16 protein-coding genes are annotated in these 17,833 nt (G+C 59.4%); 8 read left to right on the top strand and 8 right to left on the bottom strand.

Going from position 1 to position 17,833, the window contains the following annotated elements; all coding sequences use genetic code 11:
• Positions 1–98 precede the first annotated feature (98 nt).
• The gene (locus ACM6HV_RS14320) at positions 99–1,241 is read right to left on the bottom strand and encodes a glycerate kinase (protein ID WP_414904521.1); all 1,143 of its coding nucleotides are present in this window, start codon (positions 1,239–1,241) and stop codon (positions 99–101) included.
• Between the two features lie 216 nt (positions 1,242–1,457).
• Entirely contained in the window at positions 1,458–2,576 is a 1,119-nt protein-coding gene (locus ACM6HV_RS14315; RefSeq protein WP_414904520.1) for a sugar diacid recognition domain-containing protein, read from the bottom strand.
• A 172-nt stretch (positions 2,577–2,748) separates the two neighbouring features.
• Between ACM6HV_RS14315 and ACM6HV_RS14310 the strand changes: the two genes are divergently transcribed.
• The 4 genes from ACM6HV_RS14310 to rarD all read left to right on the top strand — a co-directional run bounded on the left by ACM6HV_RS14310 (position 2,749) and on the right by rarD (position 7,362).
• Positions 2,749–4,059: an MFS transporter gene (locus ACM6HV_RS14310; RefSeq protein WP_041063709.1), complete on the top strand. Its 1,311-nt coding sequence runs from the start codon at positions 2,749–2,751 to the stop codon at positions 4,057–4,059.
• Between the two features lie 179 nt (positions 4,060–4,238).
• Positions 4,239–5,138, top strand: coding sequence for a LysR family transcriptional regulator (locus tag ACM6HV_RS14305; protein WP_414904519.1), 900 nt, complete (start codon positions 4,239–4,241; stop codon positions 5,136–5,138).
• 68 nt (positions 5,139–5,206) lie between these two features.
• Entirely contained in the window at positions 5,207–6,220 is a 1,014-nt protein-coding gene (locus ACM6HV_RS14300) for an aldo/keto reductase (RefSeq protein ID WP_414904518.1), read from the top strand.
• Between the two features lie 260 nt (positions 6,221–6,480).
• Positions 6,481–7,362, top strand: a complete 882-nt coding sequence (gene rarD / locus ACM6HV_RS14295) for an EamA family transporter RarD (RefSeq protein WP_414904517.1) — start codon at positions 6,481–6,483, stop codon at positions 7,360–7,362.
• 121 nt (positions 7,363–7,483) lie between these two features.
• Here rarD and hppD read toward each other — a convergent pair whose 3' ends face one another.
• Both hppD and ACM6HV_RS14285 read right to left on the bottom strand, forming a co-directional pair.
• Entirely contained in the window at positions 7,484–8,560 is a 1,077-nt protein-coding gene (gene hppD, locus ACM6HV_RS14290; protein WP_041067161.1) for a 4-hydroxyphenylpyruvate dioxygenase, read from the bottom strand.
• A 245-nt stretch (positions 8,561–8,805) separates the two neighbouring features.
• Complete coding sequence (locus ACM6HV_RS14285; RefSeq protein WP_414904757.1) at positions 8,806–9,753, bottom strand: DMT family transporter; 948 nt, start codon at positions 9,751–9,753, stop codon at positions 8,806–8,808.
• A 78-nt stretch (positions 9,754–9,831) separates the two neighbouring features.
• On the opposite strand from ACM6HV_RS14285, the gene ACM6HV_RS14280 reads away from it, so the two are divergent.
• The 3 genes from ACM6HV_RS14280 to ACM6HV_RS14270 all read left to right on the top strand — a co-directional run bounded on the left by ACM6HV_RS14280 (position 9,832) and on the right by ACM6HV_RS14270 (position 12,955).
• Positions 9,832–10,704, top strand: a complete 873-nt coding sequence (locus ACM6HV_RS14280; protein WP_414904516.1) for a LysR family transcriptional regulator — start codon at positions 9,832–9,834, stop codon at positions 10,702–10,704.
• Positions 10,705–10,819: 115 nt separating this feature from the next.
• A complete protein-coding gene (locus ACM6HV_RS14275) occupies positions 10,820–12,355 on the top strand; it encodes an EAL domain-containing protein (RefSeq protein WP_414904515.1) in 1,536 nt (511 codons plus the stop codon).
• Positions 12,356–12,589: 234 nt separating this feature from the next.
• A complete protein-coding gene (locus tag ACM6HV_RS14270) occupies positions 12,590–12,955 on the top strand; it encodes a histone-like nucleoid-structuring protein, MvaT/MvaU family (RefSeq protein WP_003224630.1) in 366 nt (121 codons plus the stop codon).
• Between the two features lie 217 nt (positions 12,956–13,172).
• Here ACM6HV_RS14270 and ACM6HV_RS14265 read toward each other — a convergent pair whose 3' ends face one another.
• Positions 13,173–13,691 carry a DUF4946 domain-containing protein gene (locus ACM6HV_RS14265; protein WP_186448518.1) on the bottom strand — a complete coding sequence of 173 codons (519 nt, stop codon included), beginning with the start codon at positions 13,689–13,691 and terminating at the stop codon, positions 13,173–13,175.
• Positions 13,692–13,830: 139 nt separating this feature from the next.
• Here ACM6HV_RS14265 and gloA point away from each other — a divergent pair, with 139 nt between their 5' ends.
• On the top strand, positions 13,831–14,352 hold the full coding sequence (gene gloA / locus ACM6HV_RS14260; RefSeq protein ID WP_007963339.1) for a lactoylglutathione lyase: 522 nt from the start codon (positions 13,831–13,833) through the stop codon (positions 14,350–14,352).
• 126 nt (positions 14,353–14,478) lie between these two features.
• Here the strand turns inward: gloA and ahpF are convergent, their stop codons facing one another.
• The 3 genes from ahpF to ACM6HV_RS14245 form a co-directional block, all read right to left on the bottom strand.
• A complete protein-coding gene (ahpF, locus tag ACM6HV_RS14255; RefSeq protein ID WP_414904514.1) occupies positions 14,479–16,041 on the bottom strand; it encodes an alkyl hydroperoxide reductase subunit F in 1,563 nt (520 codons plus the stop codon).
• A gap of 132 nt (positions 16,042–16,173) precedes the next feature.
• Positions 16,174–16,737 (bottom strand): alkyl hydroperoxide reductase subunit C, encoded by a 564-nt coding sequence (gene ahpC, locus ACM6HV_RS14250; RefSeq protein WP_003224621.1) that lies wholly within the window; start codon positions 16,735–16,737, stop codon positions 16,174–16,176.
• A 136-nt stretch (positions 16,738–16,873) separates the two neighbouring features.
• A complete protein-coding gene (locus ACM6HV_RS14245; RefSeq protein ID WP_414904513.1) occupies positions 16,874–17,812 on the bottom strand; it encodes a site-specific integrase in 939 nt (312 codons plus the stop codon).
• Positions 17,813–17,833: the final 21 nt, after the last annotated feature.

Genomic DNA, 17,833 nt, shown 5'->3' with positions numbered 1-17,833 from the left:
AGTCGCAAAATCTCAAAACTGGTTTTTAGCGAAAAACGCAGGAGGCTGCTTCGCAGCCCATCGGGGATGAATCCCCTCGCCACAACATCTTCACGCAGTCAGTTATTGACTTTGGCCATTTGCCAGACCCGGGCGATGTCCGTCGCCCGTTCGCGCAACAAGCGTGGAGCTTCGGCGCAGGCCTGCTCCAGGGTCATCGGGCCGCTGGTGACGGCGAATGCGGCGTCGATGCCGTGTTCGTAGAGCTCCTGATAACCCTCGCCGAGCGTGCCGGCGATGACAATGACCGGGACATCGTGTTTTTTGGCGATCCGCGCCACACCAAACGGCGTTTTGCCGCGCAGGGTCTGCGCGTCGAAGCGACCTTCGCCAGTGATCACCAGATCGGCGCCGTTGACCGCTTCAGCCAGGCCCACCAGTTCCGCGACAACCTCAACACCTGCCTGAAATTGCGCGCCAAGAAACGCCTTGGCCGCAAAACCCAATCCGCCCGCTGCACCACTACCCGGCTCATCGCGAACGTCTTTGCCCAACGCTTGCGCGCAGAGCTCGGCGAAGTGACCGAGGGCCTGATCCAGTTGTTGCACCTGTACCGGTGACGCGCCCTTTTGCGGGCCGAAAATCGCCGAGGCGCCATGCGGCCCGCACAGTGGATTGTTGACGTCGGCGGCGATGTCGAAGCGCACTTGGGCCAGACGCGGATCAAGCTCGCTCAAGTCCAGCCGCGCCAGTTGCGCCAAGGCCAGGCCGCCCGGTACCAGCACCTGACCTTGTGCATCGAGCAATTTCACCCCGAGCGCCTGCATCGCGCCGGCGCCGCCATCGTTGGTGGCGCTGCCGCCAATGGCCAGAATCACCCGTTGCGCGCCGGCATCCAGTGCGGCGCGAATCAGTTCACCGGTGCCGAAGGTGCTGGTGATGCAGGCATCGCGCTGCCCCGTAGGCACCAACTGCAAACCACTGGCCTCGGCCATTTCAATGATCGCGGTGTGGTTGTGCGGCAGCCAGCCCCACGCCGCATCGACCGGAGTGCCCAGCGGCCCGCGCACCCGAGTTCGGCGCAGTTCGCCTTCGCAGGCAGCAAGAATCGACTCCACCGTGCCCTCACCGCCGTCAGCCATCGGACATTTGACCAGCGTGGCGTGTGGCCAGACTTGCGCCAGGCCCAAGGCAATGGCCTCGGCAACACCTTGGGCACTCAGGCTGTCCTTGAACGAATCGGGGGCGATGACGATCTTCATGCGAATTCTCCAGTTCCAATGCTCCTCATGCTGCCAGTCGGCATGCGCATTGACGCCTGTCCGCTGCACAAGGGCGGTTGGCGTTTATTGTTCATTTCTACAAAAGCCTGTGTCGAATGTACCGACGCTTTCGCGAGCAGGCTCGCTCCCACAGGGGGAATGCATTTCAAATGTGGGAGCGAGCCTGGTCGCGAAGGCGTCGGTGAAAACACCCGATCAACTCGGGTCAGTCTGCGGCAGCAATTGCACCCCGAGATATAGCGCCAGCATCCCGTCGAGTTTCAGCGGATCAACCCCGCTCAACTCGGCAATCCGCTCCATCCGGTAACGCAAGCTGTTGCGGTGAATGCCCAGCGCATCGGCACAGGCCTGGCTCTGGCCGTCGTGTTCGCACCAACTGCGCAGGGTCGCGAGCAACTGGCCGTTACCGTCTTTGGCAATCACTTTGCGCAACGGTTTGAGCAGTTCATCCAGCGCGTCGTCATTGCGATGGCGCCAGAGCATCACCGGCAAACGATAGCGATTGAGCGTCAGCAGTCGCGACTGCGGCAGCACCTCCCGCCCATACGCCAGCAGATCGCCGACCCGTCGATAACAGCGACGCAAACCGGCCAGCCCATCCGCCTGCCCGCCTACAGCGATGCGCAGAATGTTCCAGCCCAGGCCATCGAGCTTTTCCAGCAAACGATCATGCTCAACCGTCTGACTTGCGGGCCGGCACCACAGCAGCGATGACTTGGCCGAACTCACGCACCAGCTGTCCGGATAGCGCGAGGTCAACCATGCGCTCAATGCCTCGACGGTTTGCCCCGGCCCTTGTTCCAGGCCCAGCTCGAACAGGTACGGCACCCGGGTCAACTGCGGCTTGAGCCCCAGTTGCTGAGCCTCATCGACCAGCCGCGGCGAGTCGCCGGCGTCGCTCAACAGCAACGCCAGCAGGTCATCGCAACGCTGGCGCCGCCATTGCTGCTCGGCCTGCTGATTGCGCTGGCCGACAAGCATTTCGGCAGTCATGCGCACCAGTTCGGCGTAGGTGCGCAGTTGCTCCGGCTCGCCGGTAATGCCGAGCACGCCAATCAAGCGCTGATCGAGCATCAGCGGCAGGTTGATCCCCGGCTGCACGCCTTTGAGATGCACCGCGGTTTGCGCATCGATTTCCACCACGCGGCCGTTGGCCAGCACCAGTTGCGCGCCTTCGTGACGGGTGTTGATGCGCTCCGGCTCGCCACTGCCGAGGATCAGGCCCTGGCTGTCCATGACGTTGACGTTATAGGGCAAAATGGCCATGGCCCGGTCGACGATATCCTGAGCGAGGTCGTGATCGAGTTCGAACATGATCGGCAAAATCCTTAAGCAACGGCGGCGGACGGTTGTTCACCCGCACAGGGTCTGGCGGTAAACCCTGTGCTCAGGCACAAAGACAATCCGGCCACAGGTGGCCGAGACTCTCAGGGCGATCAACGTTAACCTGTGCATCGCAAAAAATCATAATAAAGAGAGAGCCGCTATGTCGCAGAGCGCCGCAGCTACCCAGACCATCGACGACGGTAAAAACGCCGTCTACAAACGCATCACCCTGCGTTTGATTCCCTTCATTTTCATCTGCTACCTGTTCAACTACCTCGACCGGGTCAACGTCGGCTTTGCCAAGCTGCAGATGCTCGACGCGTTGAAATTCAGCGAAACCGTGTACGGCCTCGGCGCCGGGATCTTCTTCATCGGCTACGTGCTGTGCGGCGTACCGAGCAACCTCGCGCTGACCAAGTTCGGTCCACGGCGCTGGATCGCACTGATGATGATCACGTGGGGTACGCTATCGACCTGTCTGTTGTTCGTCACCACCCCGACCCAGTTCTACACCCTGCGCCTGTTCACCGGTGCGGCCGAAGCCGGGTTCTTCCCCGGTGTGGTGTTGTATCTCTCGCAATGGTTCCCGACGTTTCGCCGTGGGCGGATCATGGCGCTGTTCATGTCGGCGATCCCGGTCTCGGGCCTGCTCGGCAGCCCATTTTCCGGTTGGATCCTCAACCACTTCGCCGCCGGCCAAGGTGGACTGGCGGGCTGGCAGTGGATGTTCCTGCTGCAAGGCATTCCGACCGTGATCCTCGGCGCCCTCGCCTATTTCCTGCTGAGTGACAGCTTTGCCAACGCCAAGTGGCTGAGCCCGCACGAGCGCGCGGTGCTTGAAGCCGATCAGGCCGAAGACCTGGCGAACAAACCGAAAACCACCTCCGACTCGTTGCTCGCGGTATTCAAGAACCCGGCGATCTGGGCGTTTGGCCTGATCTACTTCTGCATCCAGAGCGGCGTGTACGCGATCAACTTCTGGCTGCCGTCGATCATCAAAAACCTCGGTTTCAGCGACAACCTGGTGATCGGCTGGTTGAGCGCGATTCCGTATCTGCTGGCGGCGGTGTTCATGCTGCTGGTCGGGCGTTCGGCGGACTTGCGCAAAGAACGTCGCTGGCATTTGGTGGTGCCAATGCTGATGGGCGCCCTCGGCCTGCTGATCGCGGTGAACTTCGCCGCCAACCCGGCCATCGCGATCCTCGGCCTGACCCTTGCGACCATGGGCGCGCTGACCGGTCTGCCGATGTTCTGGCCAGTGCCGACCGCGCTGTTGAGCGCGGGCGCCGCGGCCGGCGGACTGGCGTTGATCAACTCGATGGGGCAGATGGCCGGTTTCCTCAGCCCGTACCTGGTGGGTTGGGTCAAGGACAGCACCGGGTCGACCGATGCCGCGTTGTATCTGCTGGCGGGTGTGATTGTTGGCGGGAGTTTGCTGGCGCTGCGTATGACGCGGACTCTGCGGGCTTAATCATCACGTTTTAAGATCAAAAGATCGCAGCCTGCGGCAGCTCCTACAGGAAAACGCGTATTTCCATGTAGGAGCTGCCGCAGGCTGCGATCTTTTTTCTTTACTGATTGCAACGCCCGAACTTGCCAATCACGTAAAAATCCCGCAATAAAGCGCAGATCTTTAAAGGATTTTTACCAATGAGCTCGATTCTCGATCTGGAGATCTTCGTCCGCGTGGCCGACTCCGGCAGCATCTCCGCTGCCGCCCGTGCTTTGGAACTGACGCCGGCCGCCGCCAGCATTGCGTTGAAGCGCCTGGAAACCCGACTCGGTTTCCGCCTGCTCGCGCGCTCCACCCGCAGCATGCGCCTGACCGAAGAAGGTCGGCGCTATCTCGACAGTGTACGCATCGCCTTGTCCGCCCTGGCCGAAGGCGAACAGGCACTCAAGCAACACGGCGAAGGCCTCAGCGGGGTATTGCAACTGGCGGCGCCGTCGGATTTCGGGCGCAACGTGTTGTTGGCATGGCTGGATGATTTCAAACGCGAACACCCGAATATTCAATTGCAACTGCTGCTAAACGATCGGCACGCCGACCTGTTTCGCGAAACCGTGGATGTCGCGCTGCGCTTCGGCGTGCCCAGCGACTCGACGCTGGTGGCGCTGCCGATTCTGCCGGCGCATCGACGGGTAGCCTGCGCCAGCCCGGACTATCTGGCTCGCCATGGTACCCCGCAACATCCCGGCGAACTGAACGAGCACAGCGCCCTGCTCTATTGGCGCAACGGCCGGCCTTACAACACCTGGCGCTTCAGTCGCGAGGACGAAACGCTGGAAGTTGAAGTCCACGGTGACTATCTCAGCGATGACGGCGAAGTCGCGCGGCGCTGGGCGCTGGCCGGGCATGGCATTGCCTACAAGGCGTGGCTGGACATCGCCGAGGACGTGCGCGGCGGACGCCTGCTGACGCTGTTCGATGACTGGCATGGCGAGAGCGTGCCGTTCAATCTGCTCTGCCCGCATCGGGTGCAAGTGTCCGAACGCGTTCGAGTGCTGCAGGCGTTTTTGCAGACGCGTTGCGCGGCACTGAGCCGATAATTCACTTTGCCCCGGCGGACGCTTCTGGTATTTGATGGAAGCTTTCCCACCGATAAAAGGATTTCGGCATGAGTTATCGCACACTGGGGCACTCGGGGTTGCAGGTGTCCACCCTCACCCTCGGCACGATGATGTTTGGCGAACAGACCAGCGCCGAGGATTCGCTGCGCATCATCGACAAGGCCTGGGATCAGGGCATCAATTTCATCGACACCGCCGACGTCTACACCAACGGTCGTTCGGAAGAAATCGTCGGCGAAGCGATTGCCCGCCATCGTCACGAATGGGTGTTGGCAACCAAGGTCGGTTTCGGCCCGGCGGACGGCGTGCCAAACCGCAGCGGTTTGAGCCGCAAGCACATCTTCAACGGTCTGGAAGCCAGCCTCACGCGCCTCGGTACCGACTATCTCGACATCTATTACCTGCACCGCGAGGACCACAACACCCCTCTGGAAGTAACCGTGTCGGCGATTGGCGATCTGATTCGTCAGGGTAAAATTCGCTATTGGGGCCTGTCGAACTATCGCGGCTGGCGCATCGCCGAGGTGATTCGCATCGCTGACAAGCTCGGTATCGACCGCCCGGTGATCAGCCAGCCGCTGTACAACATCGTCAACCGCCAGGCCGAGACCGAACAGATCACCGCCGCGCAGACCTATGGCCTCGGCGTGGTGCCTTACAGCCCGCTGGCCCGTGGCGTGCTCAGCGGCAAATACGCACCCGATGTCACTCCGGATGCCAACAGCCGCGCCGGGCGTCAGGACAAACGCATTCTGGAAACCGAATGGCGGGTTGAATCGCTGCGCATTGCTCAGCAGATCCAGCAGTACACCCAAGGCCGTGGCGTGGGCATGGTCGAATTCGCAATTGCCTGGGTGCTGAACAACAGTGCGGTGACTTCGGCGATCGTCGGGCCGCGCACCGAGCAGCAGTGGGATGCTTACACCAAGGCGCAGGCGGTGCAGATCACGGCGGAGGATGAAGCGTTTATCGACTCGCTGGTGACCCCGGGGCACGCGTCGACACCGGGGTTCAATGATGTGAGCCATTTTGTGTCGGGCCGTAAACCGCGTCAGGCCTGAAAGCCTCACAAGCCGGGCATCAGCGGCGTCAGCAGATTACGAGGGCAACACAAATCCATTGTGGGAGCGAGCCTGCTCGCGAAGAGGCCGGCACATTCAACATCTGCGTTGTCTGGCACACCGCTTTCGCGAGCAGGCTCGCTCCCACTGGTTTTGTGCTTATCTTCAGAATGTGGGAAATATTGAGCACTCGGCCAATATTCAGCACAAAAACCACGTATCCTGCGCGCCCTGTTTGATCACCCACCCGCGAGGACAGTTTGTCTAAAGGTATCGCTCTATCGGTATCAGCTTCGGTGCTGTTTGCCGTCATGTATTACTACACCTCGCTGCTCACCCCGTTGAGCGGCGTGGAAATCTTTGGCTGGCGGATGCTGCTGACCGTGCCGTGCATGACCGTGTTCATGCTGGTCTCCGGTGAATGGCGGCGGGTGCTGGAGTTGCTGCGGCGCGTGGCCGGCTCTCCGAAGCTGACAGGTGGCCTGATCGTTTCGGCAGCGTTGCTCGGCGTGCAGTTGTGGCTGTTCATGTGGGCGCCGCTCAACGGTTATAGCCTCGACGTGTCGCTGGGCTATTTCCTGCTGCCGCTGGCGATGGTGCTGACCGGGCGCATCGTCTACGGCGACAGCCTGTCGTACCTGCAGAAAATCGCGGTGTTCTTTGCCACGCTGGGTGTGGCGAACGAGCTGTATCGAGTCGGCGGTTTTTCCTGGGCGACCCTGGTGGTTGTGGTCGGTTACCCGCTGTACTTCGTGCTGCGCAAACGCCTGAAGACCGACAACCTCGGCGGTCTGTGGGTCGACATGACGCTGATGCTGCCGGTGGCGTACTGGTTTGTACGCGGTGGCGAGCAAGGCTTTGCCGTGTTCGATCAGTATCCGGGCCTGCTCTGGCTGATCCCGCTGCTCGGTTTGATCAGTGCGTCGGCGCTGGTGGTGTACATCATTGCCAGCCGCTTGTTGCCATTCAGCCTGTTTGGTCTGCTCAGTTACGTCGAGCCGGTATTGCTGCTCGGTGTCGCGCTGTTGCTCGGTGAAAGTATCAAGGCCGGCGAGTGGCTGACCTACATTCCGATCTGGCTCGCCGTTGTGGTGCTGATCTTCGAAGGCTTCAAACACCTGATGCGACAACGCAGGTCTTAAAGCAAAAGATCGCAGCCTCCGGCAGCTCCTACAGGAAAACTCATTCCAAATGTAGGAGCTGCCGGAGGCTGCGATCTTTTGATCTTGAAAAAACCTGGCATAAGCCAGGCTTTTTCATGGCTTACTCGGTTGCGAGTACACCACGGCGCACTTGGTCACGCTCGATCGATTCGAACAGCGCCTTGAAGTTGCCCTCGCCGAAACCATCGTCGCCCTTGCGCTGGATGAATTCGAAGAACACCGGCCCCATCAGGGTTTCCGAGAAGATCTGCAGCAGCAGACGCTTGTCGTCCGGGTTCGACGAGCCGTCGAGCAGGATGCCACGCGATTGCAGTTGATCCACCGGCTCGCCGTGGTTCGGCAGACGGCCTTCAAGCATTTCGTAGTAAGTGTCCGGCGGCGCGGTCATGAAGCGCATGCCGATCTTCTTCAACTGATCCCAGGTCTTGACCAGATCGTCGGTAAGGAACGCCACGTGCTGGATGCCCTCGCCGTTGAACTGCATCAGGAACTCTTCGATCTGCCCGGCGCCCTTGGACGACTCTTCGTTCAGCGGGATGCGGATCATGCCGTCCGGTGCGGTCATCGCTTTCGAGGTCAGGCCGGTGTATTCGCCTTTGATATCGAAGTAGCGGATCTCACGGAAGTTGAACAGCTTCTCGTAGAAGTTGGCCCAGTAGGCCATGCGGCCGCGGTACACGTTGTGGGTCAGGTGATCGATGATCTTCAGGCCGGCACCGACCGGGTTGCGGTCAACGCCTTCGATGAACACGAAATCGATGTCATAGATCGAGCTGCCTTCGCCGAAACGGTCGATCAGGTACAGCGGCGCGCCGCCAATACCTTTGATCGCCGGCAGGTTCAGCTCCATCGGCCCGGTTTCGATATGAATCGGCTGGGCACCCAATTCCAGGGCGCGGTTGTAGGCTTTCTGCGAATCCTTGACTCGGAACGCCATGCCGCAGACCGACGGACCATGCTCGGCGGCAAAGTACGACGCTACGCTGTGCGGTTCATTGTTGAGGATCAGGTTGATCGCGCCCTGGCGGTACAGGTGCACGTTCTTGGAACGGTGGGTCGCGACTTTGGTGAAGCCCATGATCTCGAAGATCGGCTCCAGGGTGCCAGGAGTCGGCGATGCGAACTCGATGAACTCAAAGCCCATCAGGCCCATTGGGTTTTCGTATAAATCTGCCATGGTGACGCCTCATCATTCTTATCAATTAACCAGAGTTAGTTGTCAGTAATGCTGAGACCGGCGGGTGGTGCGCAGGAGATGCCTCGCACACTGCGGGCGAGGAAGTCACCATAGATCAGTTGAAACCCGAATATCTTCATTGTCGACCCAAGGCTCTTGCGGGCGAGGCTTCTGCTGCCAGAAGACGTTTATTATTGTATGCGTAACCGGATTCTACACAGCGTAAATAGGGTTGTCTGCCCTCTCTATAAAATCCGCCTTTTTCGCATCGGTGCAAGGGGTTTGTTGCACAGGTAAATTCCCGCCAGCACCAGCGCGCCGCCAAGGCACAGAGTCAAGGTCAGTTGTTCGCCAAGCAACAGCGCGCCGAGCAGCACTGCAGTCAGTGGATTGAGGGCAATGAACACGCCGGAACGGGTCGCACCGATTTTGCGGATGCCGTCGTAGTAGCCGATGTAAGCCAATGCCGAGCCGAACACGCCGAGGTAGATCAGGCTCAGCCATTGCGGCGCGTCGAGGTTGAGCAAGGCTGCCGCTCTCATCTCGCCACGCAGTGTTGCCAGCACCAACAGCATCACGCAGCCGATCAATACCGAAAACGTCACTGTCTGCAGCGGTCCGAGTGCCTGATTCAACTCGCGGGAAAACAGCGAGTAAATGCCCCAGCCCGCTACGCAACCGAGAATCAACAAATCGCCGATCCAGGCATTCGGTGTCACGGCGAGCAATTGCGGGTTGCGACTGACGATCACCAGACTCGCGCCGCCAATGCACAGGGCGATGCCGGCGACTTTCACCCGGCCCAGGCGCTCCTTGAACAACAGCCAGGAAGCCAGGCCGATCACGGCTGGATTCAACGCAACGATCAACGAAGCGCGCGAGGCATTGATGTACTGCAGGCCATAAAAGAAACAGAGGTTGTAGAAAAAAATCCCGAAGAACCCCAGCAGCGTCAATTGCAGCCATTGCCGAGGCGTCGGTCGTGCCAGCGGGATACGCGCAATCCACACAAACCCGAGCAACGCCACGCTGGCGAGCAGGAAGCGAAGGCTGGCGGCGAACAGCGGGCTGAGGCTGCCCGCCAGATAACGCCCGGCAACAAAGGTCCCGCCCCAAATCATGGTCACTGCTGCCAGCGTCAGATAAACCGACCGATAAGAAACGTTATTGCGAGTTTGCTCCACGTTGTGCATGACGCTCCAAACCAGAGAAGCCAAAGGATGGCGTATCATTCACTTCATCCTTTGTCATCGTAAAATGAGCAAACACTCATGACCCTCACGCAACTGGAGATCTTCTCACTGGTCGCGGAACTGCGCGGTTTCACCCTCGCCGCCCATCGTCAGGGGATTTCGCAGTCAGCGGTATCCCACGCCATGAAATCACTGGAGCAGGAGTTGGGCGTCGAGTTGTTGCGCCGACACCCGTCGCAAGTGGAGCTCACCGATATCGGCGAACAGTTGCTCCAGCGCGCACGCGCCATGCTCGGCCTGGCCAACACGCTGCGCCAGGAGGCGGCCGATGCGCGGGGCATGAAAAGCGGTACGCTGCGCATTGGCTCGTTCGGCCCGACGGCGTCGATCAAGTTGCTGCCGAGAATTCTGCGGCGCTATCGCCAAGTCCATCCCGGCATAGAAGTGCACATCGATGAGGGGCCGGACCGGCAGGTGCTGCAGTGGCTGGAAGAGCGGCGAATCGACGTCGGTTTCGTGGTGTTGCCCGAGGAGCGCTTCGACACTTTTGCGCTGGTCGAAGACCAGATGGTTGCCCTGCTCCCGCTCGGTCATCCACTGGCCGCAAGCGCGGCGCTGAGCCTTCAGGATTTGTGTGCCGATCCCTTTGTGCTGACCGAGGCCGGTTCAGCGGAACTGGTTTCACGCCTGTTCACTGCCGCGCGCCTGCAACCGAACATTCGCTACCGCTGCTCGCAATTGCTCAGCACACTCGACGTCGTCAGCCGGGGCGATGCAGTCACGGTCGTGGCCGAAGGCTCATTGCCAGACGATCCAGCGCCGCGCTACGTGAAGAAGCCGCTGTTGCCGGCGGTGCAACGTCTGATCGGCCTCGCTGTTCTCGATCAGCGTCAGGCTTCGCCCGCCACGCGGGCCTTTATCGAACTCGCCAAGCAGATCAATCAGCCGTGAGCGGCACAAGCGCCAGCAGCCATCTATCATCCCTTCTGACTCCGCTGTTCTTCACCGGTGCGCCGTTGCCAGGCCTGCATTCGAGCGTTCCACCTCATCGCAACAGGATGCGCCTATGCCCTTGACCGTCAGACCCCGCCGCAAACGTAGCGTACGCATTTTGGTGACCCTGCTTTGCGGTGTATTGCCCGTCCTGCTGGGCGGCGGGATTCTGTATATGCAAGCCGAACGGGCCTTGCAGCAGAGCACGCAAAACACCGCCGATGAGGCGTTGCGCCAATTCGAGCTGATGCTCGACAACACCGCCCAGGCCGCCAGCGAATTATTGCCCCTGGCAGGCCAGCCCTGCGAAAGCGTAAAACTGGCTTTGCGCGAACAGGTGACCCGCCGGCCTTTCGTGCGCTCGACCAACCTGGTGTGGGACAACAACCTCTATTGCAGCTCGCTGTTCGGTGATTTCAAGGAAGCCGTGAACCCGGGCGACTATGCGCAAGGCAAACTGTGGTTGATGAATGGCAACCCCGTCACGCCCGACACCGCGCTGCTGGTGTATCGGCTCAGCGAAGGTCGCGGTAGCGCGCTGACTACGCTCGATGGCTATCACTTGAGCAACATCCTGCGCTTGATCGGTCGGCAGACGCAGTTGGTGCTGCAGGTCGGCGACAACTGGCTGTCGGCTGATGGCAAAGTGCATCAGGGCGCCCTCCCGCCGCTGCCGATAGCGCAAAGTACGTTGGTGTCTTCACGTTATGCCTTCAGTGTCAGCGCAGGGTTCGCGCAAGGGCAAACGTGGCGCTACATGGCCGCCGAATACCCACCGCTGTTCAGCCTGCTGATCTTTTTCGGGGTGATCTCGGGCGCGATCGCTCACGTCCTGCAACGACGCGCCACCTCGCCCAGCCATGAAATGCTCCGCGCTCTGGAGGCCGGCGAGTTCATCCCTTACTTTCAGCCAGTGGTGCATGGTGACAGCAGGAAATGGTCCGGCGCCGAAGTGCTGATGCGCTGGAAACACCCCAAGGAAGGTCTGGTGCGCCCGGACCTGTTCATCCCGTTCGCTGAACATTCGGGGCTGATCGTGCCCATGACCCGTTCGCTGATGCAACAGACTGCCGCCCTGCTTGGCCCGCTTTCTGTGGACTTCGACCAACCGTTCCATATCGGCATCAACATCACCGCCAGTCACTGCCAGGACCTGGAGCTAGTGGAGGACTGTCGCGAATTTCTCGCCGGGTTTGCCCCCGGCAGTATCAACCTGGTGCTGGAGCTGACCGAGCGCCAATTGATCGAGCCGACCGACGTCACGCACCAGTTGTTCGAGCAGTTGCACACGCTCGGCGTGATGATCGCCATCGACGACTTTGGCACCGGGCATTCAAGCCTGGGCTACCTGCGAAAATTCAATGTCGACTTTCTCAAGATCGATCAGAGTTTTGTCGCGATGATCGGTATTGATGCGCTGTCGCGGCATATTCTGGACACGATTATCGAACTCTCGGCCAAGCTTGATCTGGGTATTGTTGCCGAAGGTGTAGAAACTCCGGCACAGGCTGACTACCTGACCGCACACCACGTCAACTTCCTGCAAGGCTATCTGTTCGGAAAACCCATGCCCGGCGCCGACTTCATCGCTGCATTAAGTGATCGTTAACTAAAAATAAATTAAGCCCGACGCTTCGACCCGACGCACCAAATTGATACAAAACACCACTGTTGTTACATGACGACAAGATCAGGATTTACTCTTGGCGCATTAACTACTACAATTTTTTCAGCCTGTGCAAGATTGACAGGTGAGCCATTATCACCGAGTCGCTTCAAGGCTCTTGGCTTATAGCTTTGTTTGCGGTTGGTATCAGCCAAACACACTATTGGAGTAAAGATATTGTCCAGACTCGCTGAATTTCGTGCAGCTGAAAAGGCCCTTCAGGAACAGCTCAAGCAGCTGGAATCGCTGAAGAACGATGCCGGGCTCAAGAAAGAAATCGAATTCGAAGAAAAGCTCCAGGGGCTGATGAAAACCTACGGCAAAGGCCTGAAAGACATCATCGCCATTCTCGATCCGAATCCGTCCAAGTCCGGCTTGCAAGTGTCCGCCGCACCAAAAACCCGCCGCGCTCGCGTGGTCAAGGTTTATCAGAACCCGCACACCGGTGAACTGATCGAAACCAAGGGCGGCAACCACCGTGGCTTGAAAGCTTGGAAGGAACAATACGGTGCAGCCACCGTTGATTCCTGGTTGCGCGGTTAATCTTGCGCCAAAAAACAAGCCCTGCTGTATGCAGGGCTTTTTTTCGACAATATCTAACAAAAGCAACGATTTCCCCCGCGCTAGTTATCAACCCGCTTTAACACCCACAAGACGTGAGGCTAAAAAACTCATGCCGGGATGTTGCGACGGTCACCGCTGCTAAACTTTGTGCTTAATGCCTTCGAGGTATCTAACCTGGCCGAGGTGAAACAGAGGCTTAAAGTTTCAAGCTGTTTCTCACGGCGACTATTTCGTCAGCGCTGGCCTTATAAATCTCAGCCTGACCCGCGTAAGAAAGTACATAAGCCTTATCCGCCCCGACCGCCGCAACCAATGTTTGCGACAACACATGTCGGCCATTTTCAGTGATCGTACAGGTGGTTTCCAGTGCGTCCAGGGCGCCGAGTTTCGTCGGGTGCACCTTATTGCACACACTCTGATAACCACCCTGGAAAAAGTCTTTCTGAATCGACTTGCGCATCTCCAGCAGCACGCCCGGCACATTGACCTGATGGCCAGCTTCGACCTGAGTCATGGTCAACTCCATCACCATGACCTGATTGCCATCAGCGTCGTTTTTCACCGCACGCTGGCGCGACACCTGCGGCGGCGTGTCGGGCAATGCCTGGATTTCCCACCCCGCAGGCCAGGTGATGCTCGGCTGATCGGCCCATGCGGGAGCAGCCAGCAGCGACGAGAAAAGGCAAACGAATAGCACGTTGAACGGTCGGATCATTACCAGAGGCACTCGCAGATTGAGCAGCAAAGTCTGAGGCCCGGTCGCCCACAGAGCAAGCCGCGCATTCGGTTTGGCGATGCCGCCCCGCATGCGTATCATTGCGCCCATTCACTCGCCCCATTGTTACGGAGGGCCTATGAGCCTGCACGAACTGAACACTTTCCCCGGCGTCACTGCCACGCCAGACAGCGCAACCCGCAACTTCGTCTTCAACCACACTATGTTGCGTGTGAAGGACATCACCAAGTCCCTGGACTTCTACACCCGCGTCCTGGGCTTCTCGCTGGTTGAAAAGCGTGACTTCCCGGAGGCCGAATTCAGCCTGTACTTCCTCGCCCTCGTCGACAAGGCGCAGATCCCGGCCGACGCCGCGGCCCGCACCGAGTGGATGAAGTCGATTCCCGGCATCCTCGAACTGACTCACAACCACGGCACCGAAAACGACGCCGACTTTGCTTATCACAATGGCAACACCGACCCGCGCGGTTTCGGTCACATTTGCATTTCGGTGCCGGACATCGTTGCGGCTTGCGCGCGCTTTGAAGAGCTGGGCTGTGACTTCCAGAAGCGCCTGACCGATGGCCGCATGAAAAGCCTGGCGTTCATCAAGGACCCGGATGGCTACTGGGTAGAAATCATCCAGCCTGCACCGCTGTAAAAAGATCGCAGGCTTCGCCAGCTCCTACACATTCCTTGTAGGAGCTGCCGCAGGCTGCGATCTTTTGCTTCACCCATAAAAAAACCCATGATCGCTCATGGGTTTTTGCGTTTCAGCGATCGACGTTTACGCCGGCGCCGAAGTACGGATCAAGTGATCGAACGCGCTGAGGGAAGCCTTGGCGCCCTCGCCCACTGCAATCACGATCTGCTTGTACGGCACGGTAGTCACGTCACCCGCCGCGAAGATCCCCGGGATCGACGTCTCGCCACGGTTGTCGACGATGATCTCGCCGCGTGGCGACAGCTCGATGGTGCCTTTGAGCCAGTCAGTGTTCGGCAGCAGACCGATCTGTACGAAGATCCCTTCCAGCTCGACGCTGCGCAGTTCGTCAGTCTTGCGATCCTTGTAACGCAGGCCGTTGACCTTCTCGCCATTGCCGGTGACTTCAGTGGTTTGCGCACTGGTGATCACGGTGACGTTTGGCAGGCTGTGCAGTTTGCGTTGCAGCACCGCGTCGGCACGCAGTTGCACGTCGAACTCCAGCAGCGTCACGTGGGAAACGATACCGGCCAGGTCGATGGCTGCTTCAACGCCGGAGTTACCGCCGCCAATCACCGCCACACGCTTGCCTTTGAACAGCGGACCGTCGCAGTGCGGGCAGTACGCCACGCCCTTGTTGCGGTATTCCTGCTCGCCCGGCACGTTCATTTCACGCCAGCGTGCGCCAGTCGCCAGGATCACGCTCTTGGCTTTCAGGGTCGCACCGCTGGCGAAATGGACTTCGTGCAACTCGCCATTCTTGCCGGGAATCAGCTTGTCGGCGCGCTGCAGGTTCATGATATCGACGTCGTACTGCTTGACGTGTTCTTCCAGCGCCGTGGCCAGTTTCGGGCCTTCGGTTTCCTGCACGGATATGAAGTTTTCGATGGCCATGGTGTCCAGCACCTGACCGCCGAATCGCTCGGCCGCCACACCGGTGCGGATGCCTTTACGGGCGGCATAGATCGCGGCCGAAGCACCGGCCGGGCCACCGCCAACTACGAGCACATCAAAGGCTTGCTTGGCGCTGATCTTCTCGGCCTGACGCTCGATGGCGCCGGTGTCGAGTTTGGCGAGGATTTCTTCCAGGCCCATGCGGCCCTGACCGAAGTTTTCACCGTTGAGGTAGATGCTCGGCACGGCCATGATCTTGCGATCGTTGACTTCGTCCTGGAACAGCGCGCCATCGATGGCGACGTGACGGATGTTCGGGTTCAGCACGGCCATCAGGTTCAACGCCTGGACCACGTCCGGGCAGTTCTGGCACGACAGCGAGAAGTAGGTTTCGAAGCTGAACTCACCCTTGAGCGAGCGGATCTGCTCGATCACTTCGGCACTGGCTTTCGATGGGTGGCCGCCGACTTGCAACAGGGCCAGCACCAGCGACGTGAATTCATGGCCCATCGGGATGCCGGCGAAACGCAGGCTGATGTCGGCACCCGGGCGATTGATCGAGAACGACGGCTTGCGCGCATCGGTGCCGCTGTCGATCAGGGTAATTTGGCTCGACAGACTGGCAACGTCTTTGAGCAGGTCAAGCATTTCCCGGGATTTCGCACCGTCGTCGAGGGAAGCAACGATCTCGATCGGCTGGGTGACCCGTTCCAGGTACGATTTCAACTGGGCTTTAAGATTGGCGTCCAACATACGGGCGATCTCCTGTGTCTTTTTTCAAGGCGAAAAAAAGCCCGAGCGAATCTCGCCCGGGCTTTTTCAATGGGCGGTGCAGCTTACTGAAGTAGGTGCGGAGTCCCGCCCTGTGTTGCGTGTCTCACAGACTCAGATCTTGCCGACCAGGTCCAGGGACGGAGCAAGAGTGGCCTCGCCTTCTTTCCACTTGGCTGGGCAAACTTCGCCTGGGTGAGCAGCAACGTACTGAGCAGCCTTGATCTTGCGCAGCAGCTCGGAAGCGTCACGGCCAACGCCGCCATCGTTCAGTTCAACGATTTTGATCTGGCCTTCAGGGTTGATCACGAAGGTGCCACGGTCAGCCAGACCAGCTTCTTCGATCAGCACGTCGAAGTTGCGGGAGATGACGTGGGTCGGGTCGCCGATCATGGTGTATTCGATTTTGCCGATGGCTGGCGAAGTGTTGTGCCAGGCAGCGTGGGCAAAGTGGGTGTCGGTCGAAACGCTGTAGATTTCCACGCCCAGTTTCTGGAACGCAGCGTAGTTGTCGGCCAGGTCTTCCAGCTCGGTTGGGCAAACGAAAGTGAAGTCGGCTGGGTAGAAGAACACTACGGACCATTTGCCTTTCAGGTCAGCGTCCGAGACTTGTACGAAGTCGCCGTTTTTGAACGCGGTAGCTTTGAACGGTTTTACTTGGCTGTTGATGATAGGCATTGATGACTCTCCGTCAGGGTTGTGAATTCGATGGGTGAATCCTACCCACTCACTTGACGGATGGCTCATTGGCAAACCTGATGCTGCTGATTTGTTTTCGCTATTAGCTGACTGTATTAATAGAAGAAAACCATATCTACGACAAAGCCGGCTTATCCGTAATCCGAGCCATCCCGTGAAAGGGGCTCGCTTCAACATAGCGCATGGCTGACTTCATATCCTTCCAGCCGACATAGCTCATCAAGGATTTCAGATCCCAGCCACTTTGATGCGCCCAGGTGGCAAAGCCGCGACGCAGGGAATGGCTGGTGTAGCGCTCGGACGGGATGCCGGCGCGTTCCAGCGCCTGACGCAGTAGTGGAATAACACTGTTGGCGTGCAAGCCCTCCTCGCTCAGATGTCCCCAGCGGTCGATGCCGCGAAATACCGCACCGCGTACCAGTGCCGCCTCGGTGATCCAGTCGATATAAGCCTGCACCGGGCACAGCTTGAGCAGCGCCGGCGCCTGATACGTCTGCCCAAGGTTCTCGCGGTCGCCCTTGCTGCGTGGCAGGTACAGGGTGATGCCGCTGCCGGCATGCGCCTGCACATGCTCGATCTGCAAACGGCACAACTCATCGCTGCGAAAGCCGCGCCAGAAGCCCAGCAGGATCAGCGCCCGGTCGCGACAGGCCTTGAGCAACTGCGGGCGATCTTGCTGCTGCCGCGCACTGCGGACTTCCTGTTCAAGCCAGTCGACCACTTGCTGCAGATCGTGCAATTGCAGCGGTTCGGCCTGTTTTTCCTGCGCCGGATGCAGCGCCCGAATGCCTTTGAAGACCTTGCGCACCACCGGCGCCTTGGTCGGATCGGCAAAACCCTGACTGTTGTGCCACTGCGCCAGCGCCGACAAGCGCAGCTTCAGCGTATTGATCGACAGCACGCCGGCATGCTCGACCAGATAACGCGCCACGCTGTCGGCCGTCGCCGGCAGGAACCCGCCCCACTTCACTTCGAAATGCTCGATCGCCGAACGATAGCTGCGGCGGGTGTTGTCACGGGTGGCGGCTTGCAGATAGCGATCGATCTCGCTCATGGGCAGTGTTCTCGCTGGCGT

Source organism: Pseudomonas sp. IT-P260 (assembly GCF_949768395.1).
In the GTDB taxonomy this organism is placed as follows: Bacteria; Pseudomonadota; Gammaproteobacteria; order Pseudomonadales; family Pseudomonadaceae; genus Aquipseudomonas; species Aquipseudomonas parakoreensis.
This window is presented reverse-complemented; position numbering and strand designations above follow the sequence as displayed.

Coding starts and splice junctions, on each gene's coding strand:
- ACM6HV_RS14320 (WP_414904521.1), bottom strand. CDS start 1,241: ATGAAGATCGTCATCGCCCCCGATTCGTTCAAGGACAGCCTGAGTGCC.
- ACM6HV_RS14315 (WP_414904520.1), bottom strand. CDS start 2,576: ATGTTCGAACTCGATCACGACCTCGCTCAGGATATCGTCGACCGGGCC.
- ACM6HV_RS14310 (WP_041063709.1), top strand. CDS start 2,749: ATGTCGCAGAGCGCCGCAGCTACCCAGACCATCGACGACGGTAAAAAC.
- ACM6HV_RS14305 (WP_414904519.1), top strand. CDS start 4,239: ATGAGCTCGATTCTCGATCTGGAGATCTTCGTCCGCGTGGCCGACTCC.
- ACM6HV_RS14300 (WP_414904518.1), top strand. CDS start 5,207: ATGAGTTATCGCACACTGGGGCACTCGGGGTTGCAGGTGTCCACCCTC.
- hppD (WP_041067161.1), bottom strand. CDS start 8,560: ATGGCAGATTTATACGAAAACCCAATGGGCCTGATGGGCTTTGAGTTC.
- ACM6HV_RS14285 (WP_414904757.1), bottom strand. CDS start 9,753: ATGCACAACGTGGAGCAAACTCGCAATAACGTTTCTTATCGGTCGGTT.
- ACM6HV_RS14280 (WP_414904516.1), top strand. CDS start 9,832: ATGACCCTCACGCAACTGGAGATCTTCTCACTGGTCGCGGAACTGCGC.
- ACM6HV_RS14275 (WP_414904515.1), top strand. CDS start 10,820: ATGCCCTTGACCGTCAGACCCCGCCGCAAACGTAGCGTACGCATTTTG.
- ACM6HV_RS14265 (WP_186448518.1), bottom strand. CDS start 13,691: ATGATCCGACCGTTCAACGTGCTATTCGTTTGCCTTTTCTCGTCGCTG.
- gloA (WP_007963339.1), top strand. CDS start 13,831: ATGAGCCTGCACGAACTGAACACTTTCCCCGGCGTCACTGCCACGCCA.
- ahpF (WP_414904514.1), bottom strand. CDS start 16,041: ATGTTGGACGCCAATCTTAAAGCCCAGTTGAAATCGTACCTGGAACGG.
- ahpC (WP_003224621.1), bottom strand. CDS start 16,737: ATGCCTATCATCAACAGCCAAGTAAAACCGTTCAAAGCTACCGCGTTC.
- ACM6HV_RS14245 (WP_414904513.1), bottom strand. CDS start 17,812: ATGAGCGAGATCGATCGCTATCTGCAAGCCGCCACCCGTGACAACACC.